Source organism: Demequina capsici (genome assembly GCF_032102965.1).
Lineage (GTDB): Bacteria > Actinomycetota > Actinomycetes > Actinomycetales > Demequinaceae > Demequina > Demequina capsici.
Genome location: NZ_CP134880.1, coordinates 2,701,155 through 2,722,698, shown reverse-complemented (window position 1 = coordinate 2,722,698; position 21,544 = coordinate 2,701,155). Strand labels below are relative to the sequence as shown.

The 21,544-nt window shown below is 69.8% G+C and carries 16 protein-coding genes, 2 tRNA genes and 1 other RNA gene; 8 read left to right on the top strand and 11 right to left on the bottom strand.

The genetic code is table 11. The features are described from left to right. Positions 1-62: 62 nt before the first annotated feature. From ffs to RN607_RS12925, 6 genes are all read right to left on the bottom strand, one after another. Positions 63-159, bottom strand: an RNA gene (gene ffs, locus RN607_RS12950) — signal recognition particle sRNA small type. A gap of 84 nt (positions 160-243) precedes the next feature. Further along, positions 244-1,755, bottom strand: coding sequence for an arabinosylfuranosidase ArfA (gene arfA, locus RN607_RS12945; protein WP_313543032.1), 1,512 nt, complete (start codon positions 1,753-1,755; stop codon positions 244-246). 49 nt (positions 1,756-1,804) lie between these two features. Continuing rightward, positions 1,805-2,713 (bottom strand): carbohydrate ABC transporter permease, encoded by a 909-nt coding sequence (locus RN607_RS12940; RefSeq protein ID WP_313497816.1) that lies wholly within the window; start codon positions 2,711-2,713, stop codon positions 1,805-1,807. 1 nt (position 2,714) lies between these two features. After that, positions 2,715-3,671 (bottom strand): carbohydrate ABC transporter permease, encoded by a 957-nt coding sequence (locus tag RN607_RS12935; protein ID WP_313497814.1) that lies wholly within the window; start codon positions 3,669-3,671, stop codon positions 2,715-2,717. Positions 3,672-3,737: 66 nt separating this feature from the next. After that, positions 3,738-5,075, bottom strand: a complete 1,338-nt coding sequence (locus tag RN607_RS12930; protein WP_313543030.1) for an ABC transporter substrate-binding protein — start codon at positions 5,073-5,075, stop codon at positions 3,738-3,740. A 311-nt stretch (positions 5,076-5,386) separates the two neighbouring features. After that, a complete protein-coding gene (locus RN607_RS12925; protein WP_313497811.1) occupies positions 5,387-6,400 on the bottom strand; it encodes a LacI family DNA-binding transcriptional regulator in 1,014 nt (337 codons plus the stop codon). A gap of 107 nt (positions 6,401-6,507) precedes the next feature. Between RN607_RS12925 and RN607_RS12920 the strand changes: the two genes are divergently transcribed. The 3 genes from RN607_RS12920 (at position 6,508) to RN607_RS12910 (ending at position 9,139) form a co-directional block, all read left to right on the top strand. Further along, positions 6,508-6,595: transfer RNA gene (locus RN607_RS12920), tRNA-Ser, on the top strand. A 50-nt stretch (positions 6,596-6,645) separates the two neighbouring features. After that, positions 6,646-7,344, top strand: a complete 699-nt coding sequence (locus RN607_RS12915; RefSeq protein ID WP_313497809.1) for a LytR C-terminal domain-containing protein — start codon at positions 6,646-6,648, stop codon at positions 7,342-7,344. 115 nt (positions 7,345-7,459) lie between these two features. Next, positions 7,460-9,139 (top strand): methyl-accepting chemotaxis protein, encoded by a 1,680-nt coding sequence (locus tag RN607_RS12910; protein WP_313543028.1) that lies wholly within the window; start codon positions 7,460-7,462, stop codon positions 9,137-9,139. A 62-nt stretch (positions 9,140-9,201) separates the two neighbouring features. Here the strand turns inward: RN607_RS12910 and RN607_RS12905 are convergent, their stop codons facing one another. Together RN607_RS12905 and RN607_RS12900 are read right to left on the bottom strand one after the other, a co-directional pair. Further along, the gene (locus tag RN607_RS12905) at positions 9,202-10,722 is read right to left on the bottom strand and encodes a glycoside hydrolase family 43 protein (protein WP_313543027.1); all 1,521 of its coding nucleotides are present in this window, start codon (positions 10,720-10,722) and stop codon (positions 9,202-9,204) included. Positions 10,723-10,754: 32 nt separating this feature from the next. After that, a complete protein-coding gene (locus RN607_RS12900) occupies positions 10,755-11,753 on the bottom strand; it encodes a LacI family DNA-binding transcriptional regulator (RefSeq protein WP_313497804.1) in 999 nt (332 codons plus the stop codon). A 198-nt stretch (positions 11,754-11,951) separates the two neighbouring features. Here RN607_RS12900 and RN607_RS12895 point away from each other — a divergent pair, with 198 nt between their 5' ends. From RN607_RS12895 to RN607_RS12875, 5 genes are all read left to right on the top strand, one after another. Continuing rightward, on the top strand, positions 11,952-13,244 hold the full coding sequence (locus RN607_RS12895) for an ABC transporter substrate-binding protein (protein WP_313497802.1): 1,293 nt from the start codon (positions 11,952-11,954) through the stop codon (positions 13,242-13,244). A 14-nt stretch (positions 13,245-13,258) separates the two neighbouring features. Then, on the top strand, positions 13,259-14,275 hold the full coding sequence (locus RN607_RS12890) for a carbohydrate ABC transporter permease (RefSeq protein ID WP_313543024.1): 1,017 nt from the start codon (positions 13,259-13,261) through the stop codon (positions 14,273-14,275). Continuing rightward, on the top strand, positions 14,275-15,150 hold the full coding sequence (locus RN607_RS12885) for a carbohydrate ABC transporter permease (RefSeq protein WP_313497799.1): 876 nt from the start codon (positions 14,275-14,277) through the stop codon (positions 15,148-15,150). The genes RN607_RS12890 and RN607_RS12885 overlap by 1 nt, the downstream gene beginning before the upstream one ends. Before the next feature lie 106 nt (positions 15,151-15,256). Then, positions 15,257-17,473 (top strand): beta-xylosidase/alpha-l-arabinosidase, encoded by a 2,217-nt coding sequence (locus RN607_RS12880; RefSeq protein WP_313545442.1) that lies wholly within the window; start codon positions 15,257-15,259, stop codon positions 17,471-17,473. A gap of 90 nt (positions 17,474-17,563) precedes the next feature. Beyond that, positions 17,564-18,592 carry a LacI family DNA-binding transcriptional regulator gene (locus RN607_RS12875; protein WP_313543022.1) on the top strand — a complete coding sequence of 343 codons (1,029 nt, stop codon included), beginning with the start codon at positions 17,564-17,566 and terminating at the stop codon, positions 18,590-18,592. 58 nt (positions 18,593-18,650) lie between these two features. On the opposite strand, the gene RN607_RS12870 is transcribed toward RN607_RS12875, so the two are convergent. The 3 genes from RN607_RS12870 to RN607_RS12860 form a co-directional block, all read right to left on the bottom strand. After that, on the bottom strand, positions 18,651-20,174 hold the full coding sequence (locus RN607_RS12870) for an alpha-N-arabinofuranosidase (RefSeq protein WP_313543020.1): 1,524 nt from the start codon (positions 20,172-20,174) through the stop codon (positions 18,651-18,653). A gap of 79 nt (positions 20,175-20,253) precedes the next feature. Further along, complete coding sequence (locus tag RN607_RS12865; RefSeq protein ID WP_313497793.1) at positions 20,254-21,354, bottom strand: FUSC family protein; 1,101 nt, start codon at positions 21,352-21,354, stop codon at positions 20,254-20,256. Between the two features lie 82 nt (positions 21,355-21,436). After that, a tRNA-Ser gene (locus tag RN607_RS12860) sits at positions 21,437-21,526 on the bottom strand. Between the last annotated feature and the right edge of the window lie 18 nt (positions 21,527-21,544).

The following is a 21,544-nucleotide window of genomic DNA, read 5'->3' as shown; positions in this document are numbered from 1 at the left end:
TGGTGCGTGGGCGGGGATCATGCCGGCCTGGGGACGCCCGTGGCGGCGGCGAGGGGCGGGCATGGAAGGACCCCCCACGCACCCGCAAGAGCCCGCTTACCCTTGCTTCATTCCTGACCTGGGGGAGTTGGGCGGGATAGCGCCACGTGGGGGGTCTGCGCACAAGCCTATCGCGTCGGCGCCGGCCCTTTCATCCCCGGAGCTCCGGGGCGGAGGAGAGCGGGCGGCGCCGACGCGCGGCCGTCAGCCGAGCGAGATCGCGGTCCAGGAGACCGCGGGCAGGGTGACGGTGAGCGTGCCGTCGGACAACGCCGCGGTGCCGTTGGGGGACACCCCGACGCGCTCGGGCTCGGCGAGCGTGTTCTTCGCGTGCAGGTCCTCGTCCGCGAGCGTGTGCGTCTCGAGCAGGGCGACCTCGCCGAGCGCGCTGACGTCGACCGTGACGGTGACCGGCGCGTCCACCGACCGGTTGACCAGGAACACGGCTGCGTGCCCCGACTCGGCGTCGTGCGTCGCGACGGCGTCCACCAGCGGGACCTCGCCGTACTCCTTCGTGGAGTACCGCTCGACGTCCACGCGGACGTCGAGCGCGGTGCCGCGCGCCAGCCTCGAGGTGATCGAGAACGGGAAGAAGGTCGTCTGCCTCCACGCCGGCCCGCCGGGCTCCGTCATGATCGGAGCGATGACGTTCACCATCTGCGCGAGGGACGCGCTGGTGACCCGGTCGGCGTGCTTGAGCAGCGAGATCATGAGCGAGCCGAACACGACCGCGTCCGCCACGGAGTAGACGTCCTCGAGGAGGCGCGGGGCCACCGGCCAGTTGTCGATCCCCTCGATCTTGTCCACGCCCTCGAAGCGCGTGATGTACCAGACGTTCCACTCGTCGAACGAGATGTCGATGGTCTTCGACGACCCCTTCACGGCCTTGACATGGTCCGCGGTCGCCACGACCGTCTCGATGAACGCGTCCATGTCGACGGCCGATGCGAGGAACGATCCCAGGTCGCCGTCCCGCTCCTCGTAATACGCGTGGCAGGAGATGTAGTCGACGTCGTCGTACGCGTGCGTGAGGACCGTGCGCTCCCATTCGCCGAACGTCGGCATGTGCGCCGACGACGAGCCGCATGCGACGAGCCTCACCGAGGGGTCCATCTGCCGCATCGCCTTGGCGGTCTGCGAGGCGATCTTCCCGTAGTCCTCCGCCGATCGGTGCCCCAGCTGCCAGGGCCCGTCCATCTCGTTGCCCAGGCACCACATGCCCACCCCGAACGGTGCGGGATGACCGTTGTCGATCCGCTGCTGCGACAGGGTCGAGCCGCCGGCGATGTTGCAGTACTCGAGCAGGTCCAGCGCCTCGAGGGTGCCTCGGGTGCCGAGGTTCACCGCGAGCATCAGGTCCGACCCGATCTTGTCCAGCCAGGAGGCGAACTCGTGCAGCCCCACCTCGTTCGTCTCCGTCGAGTGCCACGCGAGGTCCAGCCGACGGGGACGTCCCTCACGGGGCCCCACCGAGTCCTCCCACCTGAAGCCGGAGACGAAGTTGCCCCCCGGGTATCGGACGGTGGACACGCCGAGCTCCTTCACGAGCTCGATGACGTCGGTGCGGAAGCCCTCGTCGTCCGCCGACGGGTGGCCGGGCTCGTAGATGCCGTCGTACACGTGGCGGCCCAGGTGCTCGACGAAGGATCCGAAGAGCCTCCTGTCGATGCGGCCGACGACGAACTGCGGGTTGACGGTGAGTCGAGCGGAGGTCATGACGCCTTCCTGAGGTGGTGGGAGAGGAGCGAGGGGACGACGTCGCGGCTCACTTGAGCGCACCGAGGGACAGGCCGCCCCTCCAGTAGCGCTGCATCGTGAGGAACGCGATGACGAGCGGGATGATCGAGACGAACGATCCGGTGACGATGAGGTTCCACACCTGCTCACCGCCCGAGCCCGCGTTGGACAGCGCCTGCCAGTTGTTGAGGCCGACGGTGACTGGCAGCAGGTTGGGATCGTTCAGCACCGCCAACGGGAGGAAGAAGTTGTTCCACGTGGCGACGACCGACAGCAGCAGGACGGTGACGATCGCGGGCTTGAGCAGCGGCAGCGCGACGCGCACGAAGGTGCGCAGCTCTCCCGCGCCGTCGACGCGCGCGGCGTCGAGCAGCTCGTCGGGCACGGCGTCCTGGGTGTACACGCGCATGAGGTACACGCCGATCGGGCTGAGCAGGCTCGGCAGGATCACGGCCCACCGTGTGTTCGTGAGGTGCATGTTGCTGAGCAGGATGAACGTGGGGATGACGAGCGCCGTGAGCGGCACCATCACGGCGCCGAGCAGCGTGGAGAACAGCGCGTTGCGGCCGGGGAAGCGGTACTTCGCGAACCCGTACCCTGCGAGGACCGCGACGAGGGTGGCGCCGATGCCGCCCGTGAGCGCGTACAGGAACGAGTTGCCCAGCCACGTCCAGTAGATGCCGTTCTGGTGCTCGAACAGGCCCTTGATGTTGTCGACCAGGGCGAACTCGTCGTTGAACCACAGCGGTCCGCCTGAGCCGACGAACAGGCCCGAGTTCGACTTGGTCGAGCCGACGATGAGCCACCACAGCGGTGTGAGGAAGTAGACGACGAGCACGATCAGGAAGAGGTGCGAGCCGACGTTTCGCTTGCGCCCGGCCGCGCGACGGGCGTCGCGCTCGCGGATCCTGTCGGGGGAGTCTGTCAGCAGCGCCATGTCACTTGAGTCCGCTCTGCTTGCGCGTGAGAAAGAGGAAGAGGTACGAGCCGATGAAGACCACGATCCCGAGCGCGAAGGAGATCGCGGCGGCGTAGTTGAACTGGCTGTACGAGAACGCCAGCGTGTAGGCGTACATGTTCGGGGTGTAGCTCACCGGGATCGCGCCCTGCGCGACGCCCCGCAGCACCTGCGGCTCCGTGAAGAACTGGAGGGTGCCGATGAGCGAGAAGATGACGACCATCACCATCGAGGACGAGATCATGGGCAGCTTGATGCGCAGCGCGACCTGCCACCCGTTGGCGCCGTCGACGCGGGCCGCCTCGTAGATGGACGAGTCGATGCCTCGCAGCGCCGCGTAGATGATGATCATGAAGTAGCCGGACCACTGCCACGTGACGATGTTCACCAGCGAGTAGAAGACGGTTCCCTGGGCCAGGAAGTCCGGGGGCGTGGCGCCGAACAGTCCGAAGATGTCGGTCGCGGGCCCGAACCGGGGGCTGTAGAGGAAGCCCCACATGATCGCGCCGATGACCACGGGGATGGCGTAGGGGATGAAGATCATGAGCCGCGAGAAGCGGGACAGCCAGGTGGTGAGGTTGTCGAGCACGAGCGCGGCCGAGATCGCGACGAGCATCTGCGCGGGGATCATCACGACGACGAACGCGGCGACGCGCTTGAGGCCGTCGAGGAACAGCGGGTCGGTGAACGCCTTGACGTAGTTGTCGAGCCCCGTGAAGGCGTTGCCCGAGGCGAGCGTGTTGGTGTGCAGGCTCATCCAGAAGGCGACGACCAGCGGCACGATCAGGAAGAGGATGAACACCAGGGTGAACGGCGCGACGAACAGCCAGCCCCACCATTGGCGGCGGTGCTCGATGCTCCGGTACTGCTTCGGCTGCTTGGTGGGCGTCGGCTCGGGCGGCGCGGGTGCCTGCTCCGGCTCTGTGAGGGTTGACATGGGTGCGCTTCTCCAGGGGTGGGCCGCGGCGGTCGGCGGAGAGGGTGCCGACCGCCGCGACGTCTGCTACTCGGTGACGGTGAAGCCCTGCTCGGTCGCGTACTGGACCAGGCTGGACTGCAGGTCGTCGAGCGCCTGGGAGGCGTCCTTCTGACCCTGGGTCATCGCGTAGACCTGCTCGGTCATCTGGTCGTACGCGTAGTTCTGGAAGGGGCTGAAGGTGAAGCCCTCGTAGCCTGCGGCGGCGTCGAGGAACACGTCCTTGTTGATCTGCTGCCCGCCGAAGAACGGGTACTCGAGGTTGGTGAAGTAGTCGGACTCGAGGATGGGCTTCCACAGGGGGAACAGCGCGCCCTGCTCGATGCCGATCTTCCATGCGTCCTCGGTGCCGAAGACCTCCTTGGCCACCTCGGCCGCGGCGGCGGGGTCCTTGGCCTGCGACGTGACCGCGAACGTCGAGCCGCCCCAGTTCACCTGGACGGGGTTGTCCGGGTCCCACTGGGGCAGGGGTGCGGCCTGCCACACGGCGTCCGTGTCTGCGTCGCTGAGGCCCGACAGGTAGCCGGGGCCCCACGCGGCCGCGAGGTAGATGGCGTACGAGCCGTCGACGAGCTTGGTGTTGTAGTCGGCGGTGAACGCGTCGTCGACGGCGACGAGCCCGTCGGCGGCCAGGTTCTGCCAGTAGGCGAGGACGTCCTTGGAGGCGTCGTCGTTGACGTGGATGCCGATCTGCGTGGGGTTGGCGTTGTCGTAGTCGAACGGCGTGTTGCCCACCTGGGCCAGCAGGGCCTGGATGTATGCGCGGCCGTTCGTGGGGAAGTCGGCGAGCACGCCTGCTGCGCCTGCGTCCTTGAGCGTCTGTGCCGCGGCCGCGAACTCGTCCCACGTGGTGGGGACCGCGATGCCGTACTGGTCCAGGATGTCCTTGCGGTACAGCATGCCCATGGGGCCGCCGTCGACCGGGATCGCGTAGACGGCGTCTCCCGAGGACACGTCCTTCCATGCGCCGTCCGTGTAGTCGCCCTTGACGTCGTCGGCTCCGTACTCGGTGAGGTCCACGAGCGCGTTGCGGATCGAGAAGGAGGAGAGCACCTCGGACTCGAGCATGATCACGTCGGGCGCTCCGGAGCCGGATTCGATCGCCGTGGAGAACTTGGTGTACTCGTCGTTGCCCTGGCCGGCGTTGGTCCAGCAGATCTGGACGTCGTCGTGGGTCTGGTTGAAGAGGTCGACGACCTGGTCGAAGGCGGGGTACCAGGCCCAGACGGACACCTGGGTGGCGTCGGGCTGGAGGATCTCGTTGGTGCATGTCTCGTTGGAGGAGGATCCTCCGCTCGAGCATGCCGTGAGGGTCGATGCGGCCAGTGCGAACGCACCGGCGGCGGCGAGATGGCTGCGCTTCATCTGTGCTTTTCCTTTCGCGGTGTCAGACACCCTTGTCAGCTGCGAAATGGCCTCGGCTCGCGCCGAGGTGCACAGACGCTCCTCGGTGAGCTCCGATCGTTACAACGTTGGAATCCAACGTTGTAACGACATGATGCACGGGCCTTGGGAGCATGTCAACGGATGAGGACGAATCGAGGAGGTCACGATTCGGTCAAGGTCCGGCGACCCTCCCGACGGGCCGGCCGCGCGAGCAGCGCGCGCCGGAGGCGTCGCGTCCATGGACCGCGGCAGGCCGGGCGCGCACGTCGCCGGTGGGGGACCGCAGGTGCTCAGCGGCGCGGCGCGGACTCCCGCTCGACGATCCTGAACTGCGCGAGGGTCAGCTCGGGCTCCGGCGCGCCCGCCCCCTCCGCGATGCGCTTGACGAGGGTCTCGACCGCCGTGGACGCGATCCACTCACGGCCCGGATCCACGGTCGTCAACGAGGGGATCGTGTACGCCGTCTCCTCGAGGTTGTCGAAGCCGATGACAGCGACATCCTGCGGCACGCGCAGACCCGCCTCCTGCAGCACGCGCATGGCTCCGAGCGCCAGGTTGTCGTTGAACGCGAACACCGCATCGAACGTCGCGCCGGACGCCAGCAGCTCCCGCATGACCATCGCGCCGTTCCAGCGATGCCACAGGCCCGTCGTCCCCACGAGGCGTCGGTCGAAGGGGATCCCGGCCTCCTCGAGTGCCTGCAGGTAGCCCTTCATCCTCAAGCCGGCGGAGCCGATCTCCTCGCCCTCATGGTGGCCGACGACCGCGATCCGCCTCCGCCCTGACGCGATCAGGTACTCCGTCGCGGCCTTCGCGGCCTCCGTGTTGCGCATCGTCACGTGATCGCAGCGCGCGCCGAACACCCGCTCGCCCAGCAGCACCAGGGGATAGTCGACCTCGAGATGGGCCCTGTCGTCGTTGTCCATGCCGAGCGGCGAGAAGATCAGCCCGTCGGTCATCTGCAGACGAGGGCTGGTCAGGAGCGCGAGCTCGCGCTGCCGATCGCCGCCCGTCTGCTCGACCAGCGTCACCAGCCCCGCCTTCTCCGCCGCGGTGATGACCGCGTCCGCGAGCTCCGCGAAGTAGCTCAGGCTGACCTCGGGGACCGCGAGCGCGATCGCGCCGGTGCGCCCCGAGCGCAGCGAGCGCGCGGTGAGGTTCGGCCGGTAGCCGAGCGCGTCGATCGCCGACTGCACCCTCGCGCGCGTCTCGGGCCGCACGTGAGGATGGTCGTTGATGACGTTGGAGACGGTCTTGATGGACACCTCTGCCATCTGAGCAACGTCGCGCAACGTCGCCGCCATCGTGCCCTCCTCCGTGCTGACAACGTTTCCCATAGTTGTACCGGAGATCTGCCCTCACAGCGCCGTTTTCGCCCCTGAGCATTGCTCGGGTATCATCGTCGGGCACTGGAGGATTCGCCTAGCGGCCTATGGCGCACGCCTGGAACGCGTGTTGGGTGCAAGCCCTCGGGGGTTCGAATCCCCCATCCTCCGCCAGTACGCGCCACATCACGTGGCGGCCCGATCCGTCGGCGAGAGTGGGGCACGTGAGCGAGAACAGGGGCGGCCGCCTCCGTACCCGCCGTGAGGTCGTGCGCCGTCACCGGCGCGAACGCCAGGTCGTGGTCTTCGGCCTCCTGCTCATCCTTCTCTCCGCGGTGTCCGTGGGCGCCGCCGCCGTCTACCGCGGCGAGGCCCAGGGGCCGTTCGACTCGACCTTCAAGACGTCGGCCGCAGACTTCTCGTCGGACATCACGCTGGTGTGCCCGCCGGCCTCGACCCTGCCGCTCGACCCGAGCACCGTCGTGGTCCGCGTGCTCAACGGCACCAGCACGTCCGGCCTCGCCGGAGATGTCGAGAGCGACCTGAGCGGCCGCAGCTACGTGACGGTGGGCGCTGCCAACTACGCGCTGACGTACGACGGCGTGGTGAAGATCCTCTTCGGGTCCGACGGGATCGCGGCGGCGTACACGCTGGCGCGCAACTTCGTGGAAGCCGAGCTCGTGCTCGACAACAGGACCGGACCGACGGTCGACGTCGTGGTGGGCACCGGCTACGACCCTGCCACGTCGCTGCGCAGCGCGTCCTCCGCCGAGCTGGACCCGGATCGGGACCTCTACACGGACGAACCGTGCCTGCCCTGGACGCAGATCGTGGCGCAGCAGGCGCCCCGCACCCTTCCTGACAACCCGCTCGCGACCGACGAGCCGACGACGAGCGCGACTCCCTCTCCCTCCGCCTCCTGAGACGCCGCCACCGCGCGGTCACCGCGCCTGATCGACGGGTCCGCGTGCGTATCCCTCACCAGCGGCGCTCGGCGGACGATTCTTCCTGACGACACCGTCTGGAAGGACACCCCCCATGAGCCCCTCCGCCCCGCTCGCCACCGCAGTCCCGCCCGCAGGCTCCTCCCGCGGCGGGAAGAGTCCCGTCGCACTCTTCAGGAACGCAGGGATCCGCGCCAAGATCATGTCGATCGTGACCGCCCTCGCGGTCGTCGCGCTGGTCGTGGCGATCGTGTCGATCTACGCCATGCAGCAGATCGCCGGCGACGCCCGCGCGCTCACCTCGCTCCAGAACGACGTGTCGTTCAACATCGGCGCGGTGCATCAGGAGGAGCTGAAGTCGCGCATGCTGATCGGCACCGCCGCCGCCATGCCGCTCGCCACCGACCAGGAGGTCGCGGACTGGCAGGCGAAGATGGCGGCCACCGATGGAGACCTGGACGCCGACGCCGCCGCCTACGAGGCCGGCATCGCGGAGCTGGGAGACATCACGGCCACGCTCGGCGGCGCCGACTGGGCGGCCTTCACCAGCGCCTGGGCCGACTGGAAGAACGAGCGCGACACGGCGATGCTGCCCGCTGCTGCGAGCGGTGACCGTGCCGCGTTCCAGGCGGCCTACGATGCCGCGTCCGCGCACCTCAACGACGCCATCGACGCGCTCGAGGCGGAGGAGACCCTCGTGGCGGACGCGTCGAGCGCGCTGTCGGCGAAGGCAGCGTCGGAGGCCACGTTCTACACGACGCTCGCGATCGTCGTGCTCGCGCTCGGCCTTGCGCTCGTGCTGAGCATCGCGCTGTTCGCGGCGGGCACGATCCGCACGCAGGTGCGCGACGTCCACAAGGTGGCGGAGGCGCTCGCGAAGGGCGATCTCACCGTGACGTCGGGCGCGGTGACCCGTGACGAGCTGGGCCGCATGGGCCAGGCGCTGGACGCCGCCACGCTCGCCCTGAGGCAGACCATGGAGAGCGTCGCCGAGTCCGCCACCCAGGTGGCAGGGGCCTCGGAGGAGCTGTCCGCCTCGAACCGCCAGGTGACCGCAGGCGCCGAGGAGATGACGGCGCAGGCCGACAAGGTCTCCGGGGCGGCCGACGAGGTCTCCCGGAACCTGGGCGACGTGTCGAAGGGCTCCGATGAGATGACCGCGTCGATCCGTGAGATCGCGCACTCCGCCTCCGAGGCGGCACGCGTTGCCGCGCAGGCTGCGACCGCGGCCGACGCCGCCAACTCGCAGATCGGGCGCCTGGGCGTCTCCAGCCAGGAGATCGGCAACGTCGTCAAGGTCATCACGAGCATCGCCGACCAGACGAACCTGCTGGCGCTCAACGCGACGATCGAGGCGGCGCGTGCCGGAGAGGCAGGTCGCGGGTTCGCGGTCGTCGCCGGCGAGGTGGGCGAGCTGGCGCGTGAGACCTCCCGTGCCACCGAGGACATCTCGAACCGGGTGCGCGCGATCCAGGCGGACGCCGAGGGGGCTGTCGCGGCAATCGAGGAGATCGGCCAGATCGTCGAGCGCATCAACGAGTTCCAGTCGACGATCGCCTCTGCCATCGAGGAGCAGACCGCCACGACGAACGAGATGGGACGTGGCGTGTCCGACGCCGCGAGCTCGTCCCACGACATCGCCACGAACATCAGCGGCGTGGCGCAGTCGGCATCGACCTCCGCCGCGGTGCTGAGCGAGATGCACGCGGCGGTCGTCGAGCTGGCGCAGCTCGCCCAGCGCATGCACGACAAGGTGGAGACCTTCACGTACTGACGGTGACGTTGCCGGAGGGGCGGGTCCTTGGGGCCCGCCCCTCCGCGCGTCCGAAGGCCCGCCTACGGCTCCATGACCAGGCGCCGCACCCGCGCGGTGCCTTCGCCCACGGCGACGGGTCCCCACCAGGAGCCCATGAACCAGCCTGGGCGGCCGGTCGCGAGCGGCGTGACGTCCACCGTGGCCAGCGCCTCCTCATCGACGAGGATGTCGAGCGTGTGGCCCCGCAGGCGCATCGTGAGCGTCACAGGCGCGGAGCCATGGGCGCGGTGCGCCACCTGCTGGGTCTCCGACTCGTCGACCGTGGTGACCCGAAGCTCGCCCTCGCGGTTCGTCGAGACCTCGACCATGGCGCTCTCCGACGTGCGCAGGAGCAGCCCCGCGCGCAGCTCCGCATCCCCAGGGGTGAGGGAGACGGTCGCGGTGAGGGTGCACTCGTCGGTGGGCACACGTCGGCCCAGGAAGGCCGTGCGACCCACCGCGGTGGGCTCGTCGGGGGTGGCGGTCAGGACGACGGCGTCGCCCTCGAGCGTCGCGAACTCCCCGGGATGCCACCGCACGCCGTTCCAGCCCGGGTCCAGGCGCGACCCCGCGAGGAGGTCGACCGGCGACGAGTCGCGCGCAGCCTGATCCGGCACCCCGTCCGCGGTCACCTGCCGGTGCACGCGGCCGCTGCCAGGAGCGATGACGAGCCGCCCGTCCTCCCACGTGGCGGGCACGAGCTGCGTCTGACGTCCGCACAGGCTGTTGGCTCCGTCGGGGAGGACGCGGGTCGCGAGCGCGACCACCCACCAACGCCCGTCGATCGCCTCGAAGGCGTCGGCGTGGCCGACGTTCTGGATCGCCTCCGCGGCGCCGAGGTGGCGATGCGTCAGACGGGGGTTGCCGGGGTCGCCCGCATACGGGCCCTCGATCGTGTCGGAGTACGCGACGCAGACGGCGTGATCGCGATCGGTGCCGCCTTCGGCCGCCACCAGCATCCAGCCGCCGTCGGGACGCCTGACGAGGTGCGGTCCCTCCGCCCAGCCTGCGCCCTGCAGCGCCCCGCGCCACAGCACGGTCGGCTCGCCGATCGGCAGCAGCGAGTCGGGGTCGAGCCGGGTGAGCCACACGTCGCATTGCCCGTCCCACAGGCCGTCGTCCTGGAGCGCGGTGCCGCACAGCCAGATGTCGTCGCCGTCGAAGGTGAGGGACGGGTCGATCCCGGGAAGACCAGGAAGCCAGGTGGGGTCGCTCCATGGACCGGCCGGGTCCGTCGCGGTGCACACGAAGTGGCCCGCTTCGCGCGGCTGCTCGCGGTCGCCGGGGACGTGGGTGCACACCACGTACCAGGTGCCTCGGTGGTGACGGATCGTCGGCGCGAAGAGGCCCTTCGAGCCGGCGATCCCCGTGAAGTCGATCTGTCCCGGACGGTCGATCACGTGGCCGATCAGCTCCCAGTCGACGAGGTTCGTCGACCGGTGGATCGGCAGTCCCGGGAGATGCTCGAAGGTGGACGTCACCAGGTGGTAGGCGCCGTCTACCACGCAGACGCTCGGGTCGGGATGACATCCGTCGAGGATCGGATTGGCGTACGTGCCCACGGAAGGGCTCCTCTCTGAGGTCGTGCCGACGGCTACTGCGGTGGGGCCGTCGTGTGGCGTGTCACAAGGCGTGTCGGAAGCAGCCGGTGAGGCTCCTGGAGCTCCTCGCCGCTCATGAGCGTGGCGAGCATCTGCACGGCCTCCTCGCCGAGCCGACGCATCGGCTGGCGCACCGTCGTGAGCGCAGGGCTCCATCGCGAGGCCTCGGGGACGTCGTCGAAGCCGACGATCGACAGGTCGCGTGGCACCGACAGCCCCAGCTCGCTCGCGACCTCGCCGATCGCGATCGCGGAGAGGTCGTTCGCCGCGAAGACCGCGGTCGGCCGGTCGAAGGACGTGAGGAGCTCGTGCGCCATGCGGCGCGCGGCCTCCTGGTCGTAGAAGCCGGTGCGCGTCAGCTGCGGCCTGAACGGGATCCCCGCGTCCGAGAGCGCCCGCCGGTAGCCCGCGTCGCGCGCGCGTGACGAGCGCAGGTCGGGGCGGCCCGCGACGAACCCGATGCGACGGTGGCCCAGCTCCACGAGGTAGCGGGTCGCGGTGACCGCCCCGCCGAAGCTGTCGGACTCGATCGTCGCCCCTTCCGCGGGTCCGGCGTGCGGATCGATGGCGACGATCGGGATCTCGGACGAGGGCACGTGGGCCGTGGGCGTCACCAGGATCGCGCCGTCGATCAGGTTGCTTCCGAGGCGTCGCAGCGACCGCGACTCCCAGCCTGACGACGCGGATCCGTAGGCGCCGGAGTAGGCGAGGATGTCGAGGTGGCGGCCGTGGGCCTCGGCGCTGATGCCCTTGAGGATCTCCGCGCTGAACGGCTCGAACTCGGCGACGAGCACGCCGATCACGCCGGTGCGGATCCCGCCCATGCGCCGTGCCGCGAGGCTCGACTCGTACCCCAGCTCCTCGACGATCCGCATGACGCGGTCCGCCGTGTCCGGGGCCACGCCGTAGCGGCCGTTGACAGCCTTCGACACGGTCGCGACGGACACTCCCGCCGCCGCGGCGATGTCCCTGATGGTCGGACCTGCGCTCATGAAGCCGACTGTAAAGCAACGAAAACAGTTTTCGAAACCGTTTGACACCCTATGGCGGCCTGCCAAGACTGTGCGGGACGACTCGACCGACCTTCGGGGGAGCAGTCACCGCAGCACACGCCGCCTGGCGGCACCGATACCGAAGTTCGCGCCAACGGCGGCGGCGAACGCTCAATGACGAGAGGTAGGCATCACACGATGAACAGGCGCACGATCTTGGCGGGCACGACCGCCCTGGTGACAGGAGCACTCCTGCTCACCGCCTGCTCCAGCGACCCAGGCACCGACGGTGCCTCCGGCGATGGAGCCGTCACCCTCACCCTGTGGCAGAACTCCACGACCGGCGACGGGATGCAGTACTGGCAGGACATGGCCGACGCGTTCCATGAGCAGTACCCGAACGTCACCGTCGAGGTGCAGTCGATCCAGAACGAGGACATGGACGGCAAGCTTCAGACCGCCCTGAACTCGGGCGACGCGCCCGACATCTTCATGGCGCGCGGCGGCGGCAAGCTCGCCGACGTCGTCACCGCCGGCCAGGTCATGGACCTCACCGACAAGCTCAGCGACGCCACGACCAGCGCGATGGGCGCCGCGATGTCCGCGTTCACGATCGACGGCAAGGTCTACGGCGTGCCGACCGCCGTGCTCCCCGAGGGCTTCTTCTACAGCCAGGACCTCTTCGACGCCGCCGGGATCACCTCGACGCCGACCACGCTGTCCGAGCTGTCGGACGACGTCACCGCGCTGAAGGCCAACGGCACCGATGCGATCGCCGTGGGCGCCAAGGACGCGTGGCCCGCCGCGCACTGGTACTACAACTTCGCGCTGCGCGAGTGCTCGCAGGACACCATGAACAAGGCCGCGAGCGACCGCACGTTCGACGACGACTGCTGGCTGCGCGCCGGCGAGGACCTCCAGACCTTCGCCGCCACGGAGCCGTTCAACAACGGCTTCCTCACCACCTCCGCGCAGCAGGGCGCCGGCTCGTCCGCCGGCCTCGTGGCCAACCACCAGGCCGCCATGGAGCTCATGGGCGCATGGGACCCGGGCGTCATCGCGTCGCTCACGCCCGACGAGCAGGCACTGCCTGACCTCGCATGGTTCCCCTTCCCCGAGATCGACGGCGGCGACGGCACCCCCGGCGCCATGATGTCCGGCGCTGACGGGTACTCCTGCTACGTGAACGCCCCCGCCGAGTGCGTGGACTTCCTGGACTTCATCGCGACGAAGGCCAACCAGGAGGCGTACGCCGCCGCGTTCCAGACCATCCCGGCGAGCTCCGAGGCTCAGGGCGCGGTCACGGACCCGGCGCTCACCAAGCTGCTTGAGGCCTACAAGAGCGCCCCGTACGTGATGCTGTGGCTCGACACGATGTACGGCCAGAACGTCGGCAACGCGCTCAACGTCGCCGTGGTGAACATGCTCGCCGGCTCGGGCACGCCGCAGGACATCGTGGACGCCGTCAACAGCGCGGCTCTCAAGGGCTGACCGGCACCACCACGATGACTCCCACCAACGACAGCGTCGTGCAGACGCAGGTCGCGAAGGCGGAGTCCGCACAGGGCGGGGGCGATGCCGTGGCATCGCCCTCGCCTGCCCGCGGGCACGCCAGGCGCCGATGGGCGCTGCGCACCGAGATCGCGTTCCTCGCCGGCCCTGCGCTCCTGGTGTTCCTCACCTTCGTGATCCTCCCCGTGATCATCGCCGCCTACTACGGGTTCTTCAGCTGGAGCGGCTACGGGCCTGCCACCGACTTCGTCGGGCTCAGGAACTACGTCGTCATCCTCCAGGACGAGGCGTTCCAGGCCGCGCTGCGCCACAACGCGATCATCGTGGTCCTGTCGCTCGTGATCCAGGGGCCCATCGCGTTGGGCCTCGCGCTGCTCCTCAACCGCAAGATGAGGTTCCAGTCCGGCCTTCGCGTCCTCATCTTCGCGCCGTACGTCATCTCCGAGGTGGTCGTCGGCACAGGGTGGAGCCTGATCCTCGCCTCCAACGGCGCCCTGAACGGTCTGCTCGACAAGCTCGGGCTCGCGGGGCTCCAACAGGACTGGCTCTCCAACCCGAGCCTCGCCATCTGGACCCTCATGGCGATCATCACCTGGAAGTACATCGGCTTCGCCGTGATCCTCTTCCTGGCGGGCCTCCAGGGAATCCCGGAGGAGATCCTCGAGGCCGCCGCGATCGACGGCGCCAGCTACTGGCAGATCCAGCGGCGGATCACCCTGCCGCTCATGGGCCCGACGCTGCGCATCTGGGCGTTCCTGTCGATCATCGGATCGCTGCAGCTGTTCGACCTCGTCTACATCGTCTGGGGTCAGTACGTGGCCGAGACCGCGGGGACGTCGACCATGGCGACCTACATGGTGTCCTCCGGACGCAACGCCGGCAGCTACGGGTACGGCAACGCCGTCGCCGTCGTGATCTTCCTCATCTCACTCGCCGTGGCGCTGCTCTACCAGCGCTTCGTGCTGCGTCGCGACACCGAGGGCGCCGTCACCGGAGGGAACGACAACTGATGTCCACATCCACGCTCACCCGGCCCGGCGCCCGGGCAGCCGTCCCGTCCAAGGGCGGCGACCGTCGTCCCAGGTACGGGATCTACTTCATCGCGCTGCTGCTGGTCGGCGTGATCGTCGCGCCGATCGCGTACATCATCATCGGCGGCTTCCGCTCCAACGCGGAGATCACGCAGGACCCCGCGGGGTTCCCCACGCAGTGGCGCATCGAGAACTACGCGAACGTGCTCGGATCCCCGGTCTTCTGGCGCGAGGTGGGGAACTCGACGATCGCCGCCGTCGCGACCACGCTGCTGGTCGTGGTGCTGGGAGTCATGGCCGCCTACGTGCTCGCCCGCTACCGGTTCAAGGGCCGCAACGCGCTGTTCTCGGTGTTCACCGCCGGGCTCATGTTCCCCATGACGGTCGCGATCACGCCGCTGTACATCCTTGTCAGAAGCCTGGGCCTCATGAACTCGCTGGCCGGCGTCGTGATCCCCCAGGTGGGCTTCCAGCTGTCCATGACGATCATCATCCTCGTGCCGTTCCTCAGGACGATCCCGACGGAGCTCGAGGAGGCGGCCTTCATGGACGGCTGCAGCCGGCTCGGGTTCTTCTGGCGGATGGTGATCCCGCTGTCGATGCCCGGCGTCGTCACGGTCGGCATCCTCGCCTTCATCGCCAGCTGGAACAGCTACATGCTGCCGCTGTTCATCCTCAACAGCGAGTCGAGCTACACCCTTCCGCTCGGCGTCCAGGCCTTCGCCTCGCAGTACTCGGTCGACACGGCGAAGGTCCTCGCCTTCACCTCGCTGTCGATGATCCCCGCACTTGTCTTCTTCAGCCTCTTCGAGCGCCGCATCGTCGGCGGCCTCACAGGAGCCGTGAAGGGATGACCCCCGCGGGACCGAGGTCTTCGCGCCGCACCAAGCCTAAGGACCAGCCTTGAACCACCAGCACGAACCCGTCGTGTCAGCGCGCGTCCGCGCGCTGATCGACACGATGACCACCGCCGAGAAGATCGCCCAGATCTCGGGCTACTGGGTGGATCGCGGTGACGAGATCGTCGCGCCGATGCAGGGCGAGATGGCGGACTCCGAGGCGTACACGGTGGCCACCGAGCACGGCATCGGCCACCTCACACGGGTCTACGGGACCCGACCTGTGGACCCGGTGCGGCGAGCCGAGTGGCTGTGGGCCGAGCAGCGCCGCCTGAAGCAGGAGACGCGCCTCGGCATCCCCGCCCTGGTCCATGAGGAGTGCCTCACCGGCCTCGCCGCGTGGAAGGCGGCCACCTACCCTGCGCCTCCCTCGTGGGGTGCCTCCTTCGACGACGCGCTCGTGGAGCGGATGGCGGGCGCGATCGGCAGGACGATGCGCGACCTGGGCATCCATCAGGGCCTCGCACCCGTGCTGGACGTGGTCCGCGACGCACGCTGGGGCCGGGTCGAGGAGTGCATCAGCGAGGACCCGTACCTGGTGGGCACGGTCGGCAGCGCATACGTCCGTGGCCTCCAGTCCGCCGGCGTCGTGGCCACGCTGAAGCACTTCGTCGGGTACTCGGGATCTCAGGCAGGGCGCAACCACGCGCCGGTGCACGCCGGCCCTCGCGAGCTCAACGACGTCTTCCTGGTGCCGTTCGAGATGGCGCTGCTGGACGGCGGCGCGCGGTCCGTCATGAACTCCTACGCGGAGATCGACGGGGTGGCGACCGCATCCAACCGTGCGCTGCTCACGGACCTGCTGCGCGGCACGTGGGGCTTCACTGGGACGGTCGTGGCCGACTACTTCTCCATGGCGTTCCTCCACACCATGCATCAGGTGGCGGCGTCGAAGGCCGAGGCCGCGAGGATCGCGCTCCGGGCAGGGATCGACATCGAGCTCCCCGCCGCCGACGTCCTTCTTGACGTCGAGGAGCCGGATGCAGAGCTCGCCGAGCTGCTCGACATCGCAGTCGCCCGCGCCCTGGCGCAGAAGGAGGAGCTGGGCCTGCTCGACGAGCAGTTCGAGGCTGCTCCCACCGAGCTCGACCTCGACGACTCCGAGGCGCACGAGATCGCGCTCGCGCTCGCGACCGAGTCCGTCGTGCTGCTCCGCAACGACGGCGCGCTGCCGCTGCCTGCGCCGGCCACGATCGCCGTCGTCGGCCCGAACGCCTCCGGACATGAGGCGCTCATGGGCTGCTACTCGTTCGCGAACCACGTCATGGCGCACCACCCCGAGGTGCCGCTCGGCATCGAGGCGCCCGACCTGGTGACGAGCATCACCGGGCAGTTCGCAGGTGCGCACGTGCTGCACGCGCGCGGATGCGAGGTCGAGGGCGACGACCTGTCGGGCCTCGACGAGGCGGCCGCCGTGGCGACCGAGGCCGACGTGGTCATCGTCGCCGTGGGCGACAGGGCCGGACTGTTCGGGCGTGGCACCGTGGGTGAGGGCAACGACGCGGAGTCGCTCGACCTGCCCGGTCGGCAGCGCGCCCTGGTGGAACGGCTCGTGGCCACCGGCACGCCGGTCGTCATGGTCGTGCTCAGCGGGCGCCCGTACGACCTCTCCTGGGCGCTCGACGGGCCCGACGCGCCTGCCGCCGTGCTCCAGTCCTTCTTCCCCGGCGAGGAGGGCGCCACCGCGATCGCCCAGATCATCGCCGGCGAGCGCTCCCCGTCGGGACGCCTTCCCCTGTCGCTGCCGCGGTCCGCGGGCGCGCAGCCGTACGGCTACCTGCATCCGCCGCTGGGCGGGTCCACGGAGATCACGTCGGCGGACTCGACCCCCGTGCGCCCGTTCGGGTTCGGCCTCGGCTACACGACGTTCGCGCACGAGGACCTGATGCTCGACTCGGACGCCAGCACCGTCGACGGGGTGCGCGCGACCGTCCGGGTGCGCAACACCGGCGACCGGGCGGGCACCGACGTGGTCCAGCTGTACGCACACCTGCCCTACCGGTCGACCACGCGTCCCGTCGCCCAGCTGGTGGGGTACGCCCGCGTCGACCTGGCAGCCGGTCACGCAGCGACCGTCGCGTTCGACGTTCCGGCCGCCCGGTTCGCTGGGAGCGACGTGCGAGCGGTCCGCGCGGTGGAGCCTGGACCGTTGGAGCTCTGGGTCGGCGCGCACTGCTCCGACAAGGAGACGGTGGCGACCACCGTTCTCGAGGGGCCGGTGCATGAGCCGACCACCAGCGCGCGCCGCGTGACGGTCGCGGAGGTGCGCGCCTCCTGAAGCGGCAGACGTCGATCCATGAGGGCAGGCGCCACGGGTGAGGGCGGCGCCTGCCCTCAGGAAGACGTCCGAGCAGGCCATGATGGGTCCATGCCCTCCGCCCGCGACGAAGCAGCGCCACCGACGATGAGCGACGTGGCGCGACTCGCCGGCGTGTCCGTCATGACCGTCTCCAACGTCGTCAACGGGAAGGACGCCCGCGTCAGCCAGGCGATGCGCGACCGGGTCCACGAGGTGATCTCCGAGCTCGGATACCGCGTCAACATGCCCGCGCGGGCGCTGCGTCTGGGCCGCATCGGAGTGGTGGCGCTGGCCGTGCCCATGCTGGACGACCTCTACTACGGCGAGGTGGCGCAACGGTTGGCGGACCGATTCGAGGACCACGGCCTGAGGCTCGCGGTGGAGTCGACCAGGGGCGCCCTCACGCGTGAGCTCGCCGTGCTCGACGACTCCAGGCTCACCACGTACGACGGCGTGGTGCTCGCGGCCGCCGCAGGGGACGCCTCCGTCCTCGAGGGCCTGCAGCCGAGCACCCCGCTCGTGATCCTCGGCGAGCGCTCCGTCCCCGATCGCTTCTCGCAGGTGAGCATGGACAACCGCGGGGGAGCGCTGCGCGCGACCATGGACCTCCTGCGGCTCGGCGCGCGGCGCATCGCGCTCATCGGAGGGGCGACCGACGGCGGCGAGGGCATGGCGGCCGGACGCACCGCAGGCCATCTGGAGGCGCTCGACGCGGCCGGCGTGGCGCGCGTCGCGGAGCTGATCGTCCCGGCGGGCGTGCGTCCGCAGGACGGGTACGCCGCCGCGGCCTCGCTGCTCGATGCCGGCGTCGCGTTCGATGCGCTGCTGTGCGTCACCGACGCGCTCGCGTTGGGCGCCATGGCGGCGGTGGCCGCGCGCGGGCTCCGCATCCCTGAGGACGTCCAGGTCATCGGCTGGGACGACACCGCCGTCGGTGCGATGGCCACACCCGCGCTGTCGAGCGTGGCTCCCGACAACGCCGCTGCCGCGGAGGCCACGGTGCGGCTCCTGATGGGGCGGATCGAGAGTCCGAGCTTCCCTCCCGAGCATGTCGTCGTGTCCACAGAGGTCAGGCATCGAGGTACCACCCGGCGCTAGCGTCGCGAGCGTGGCCGACCTTCCCACCCGGGCGGGCTGCGCCATGCATGATCCGCGCTCAGTCGCGGTCCAGCGTCACGTGCACCGTCGCGAAGGAGTGGGGAGGCATGGTCACCCGTACCAGTGCGCCGTCCACGTTCACGTCGAGCTGGCGCGGCGCGACGACGTGCGGCTCCGCAGCCGTGTTGTGCGCCGTCAGCGAGCCGGAGGCCAGCACTCGTGCGGTCGTGCCGGTGATCGTCGCGCCACGGACGTCGAGCACGACGTCGAGCGAGTCGTCCGGATCAAGGTGCGAGAGCGAGACGAGCAGCGCACCGTCCTTGACGGAGGCCGAGGCCGACAGCGCTCCGAGCGGCGTGCCTTCGACGTCGATCACGGGCGCGGCTGTCACAGCGGACTCGACGCTCGTCGCGTCCTGGTGTCCCTTGCTCATCTCGAACACGTGGTACGTCGGGGTGAGCACCAGCGCACCGTCGTCGCCGGTCAGCAGCATGGCCTGCAGCACGTTGACGGTCTGCGCGATGTTCGCCATGCGCAGGCGGCGGGCGTGCGCGTGGAAGGCGTCGAAGTGCACGCCCGCGACGAGCGCGTCGCGCATGGTGTTCTGCTGGTGCAGGAAGCCGGGATTCGTGCCGGGCTCGGGCTGCCACCAGGTGCCCCACTCGTCGCAGACCAGCGCGACCTTGCCGTCCGGGTCGTAGCTGTCCATGACCGCGACGTGCGCGCGGATGGCGCGCTCGATCCCCGTGGCGCGCAGCATGGTCCGGAGGTAGTCCGTGGTCGAGAACTCGGTGGCCGACTCGGTGTTGATGCCCTGCGACGCGTACGTGTAGTAGTGGAACGAGACGCCTTGGAAGATGGGCGAGTCGGGGGACGTCTGGCAGTTGACGCACGCGACCGCCTCCATCAGGGCGCGGGTCCACGACAGGTCGTCGTCGGCGCCGCCCGCGGCGATCCGCGACACCGTGTTGCCGCCGTGGTCCTTGCAGAACGTCGCGTACCTGCGGGCCTCGTCGGCGTACGCCTGCGGGCGCATGCTGCCTCCGCAGCCCCATGCCTCGTTGCCGAGTCCCCAGAAGGGGACGAGCCATGGCTCGTCCCTGCCGTTGTCCCGGCGCAGGCGCGCCATGGGGCTGTCGTCGGCGCGGGTGAGGTACTCGAGCCACTCGCTCATCTCGCGAACGGTCCCGCTGCCCAGGTTGCCGTTGACGTAGGGCGCGGCGCCCAGGAGCTCGCACAGCCGCATGAACTCGTGGGTGCCGAAGCTGTTGTCCTCCACCACGTCGCCCCAATGCGAGTTCACCATGGCGGGCCGGTCCTCGCGTGGGCCGATGCCGTCCCGCCAGTGGTACTCGTCGGCGAAGCAGCCGCCGGGCCAGCGCAGGTTCGGCACCTCGAGCCGTCGGAGCGCCTCGACCACGTCGGCGCGGATCCCGTCGATGTGCGGCAGGTCGGAGTCCTCCCCGACCCAGAAGCCCCCGTAGATGCACCGGCCCAGGTGCTCGGCGAAGTGACCGTACAGATGCCTGCTGATGCGGGCCCTCTCGACGTCGGTGCTGATCGCTACGCGGGCGTGGTCCATGGCGACTCCTTCGTGACCTCGGAAGGTTTAACGATACACCTATACCGCGTCCGCTCCAAGGGACCCATGCAGGTGGACCTCAGGACGCGTCGCCGCCGGCGCGTCCTCGCAGCGGCGAAGGCAGCAGCACCGCGCACACGCCGAGCGCGGCGCCGACCGCTGTGTCGACGATCCGCTCCTGCGCGAGCACCGACCCAGGTGCGCCCCCCGCGTGCGAGACGAGCAGGAGCACGAGCGGCGTGATCAGGACCAGCGCGAGCGCGTAGTGCCGGATCACGATCAGCTCGGTCGTCATCTGGAGCGCACCGAGCACCACCGCGAGCCCCACCGTGCTCCACGGGACCTGCGCGAGCCCGGCGAAGACGAGCACGCCGACCACCGTGCCGACTACCCGATGCAGTCCTCGCGAGACCACGGACCGGCGAGGCGCCTGCACGCCGACGACGGCCACGCCCGCGCACACCACCCAATAGGCGCGATCCGGGTCCACCGCGAGCGCGCCGAGCATCGCGCCGACGAGCGCGACAGTGCAGACGCGGAGCGCCACTGCGGCGCCCCCGACGGACAGGGCAGGGCCGGGCGCGACGACGCGCAACGGAGTGGGATCCGCGCGGTGCCGGGCGCGCACGAGCGGCGCGGCGGCGACGAGCCACGTGAACGCCAGGCCGGCGGCGAAAGCGAGCAGGAACCCGAGCGGCTCGACGGCCCTGACACCGTCCGTCGCCCGCGTGATGTGGGCCGCCGACCCGTACACGAGCACGAGGAAGAGCGGACCGGGCGGTCCGATCGAGAACGCCTGACTCCCGAATCCCGCGAGCACGCCGACGGCGACGAGTCCGACGCCGGTGGCGAGCGCCGACGCCCCCGCCACGGCACCCGCAGCCGCGCATGCGAACAGGACGAGGCCGATGAGCGGCACGAGCCGCGCGCGGTCGATCGGTCTCGCGCCGCCGAAGTAGAGCAGGGCGAACGCGCTGGTCGCGGCCTGGAAGCCGAACGCCGCATGGCCCGTCGCCGCCCCGACGACGATCGGCACGGCGAGCGCAGTCGCGGCCTGGAGCCCGAGCGGCCACCGCGGGTGAGGGTTGGGCCGCACGTGCGCGAGACTGCCGACGGCGTGGCGGGAGGCGGCGAATGCGCGGCTCAGCGGGGTCCCGTGCCGTCCCATGTCCTTCTGCACTCGACCTCCTCGACCCGCAAGGCGGTCCGTCCAGACATGAGACGAGGAAGCCCCCGACGCTCGGCGTCGAGGGCTTCCTCAGTGGCGGTGACGGTGGGATTTGAACCCACGGTGGACTTGCACCCACACACGCTTTCGAGGCGTGCTCCTTAGGCCGCTCGGACACGTCACCGCGGAAGAGAATACCCGG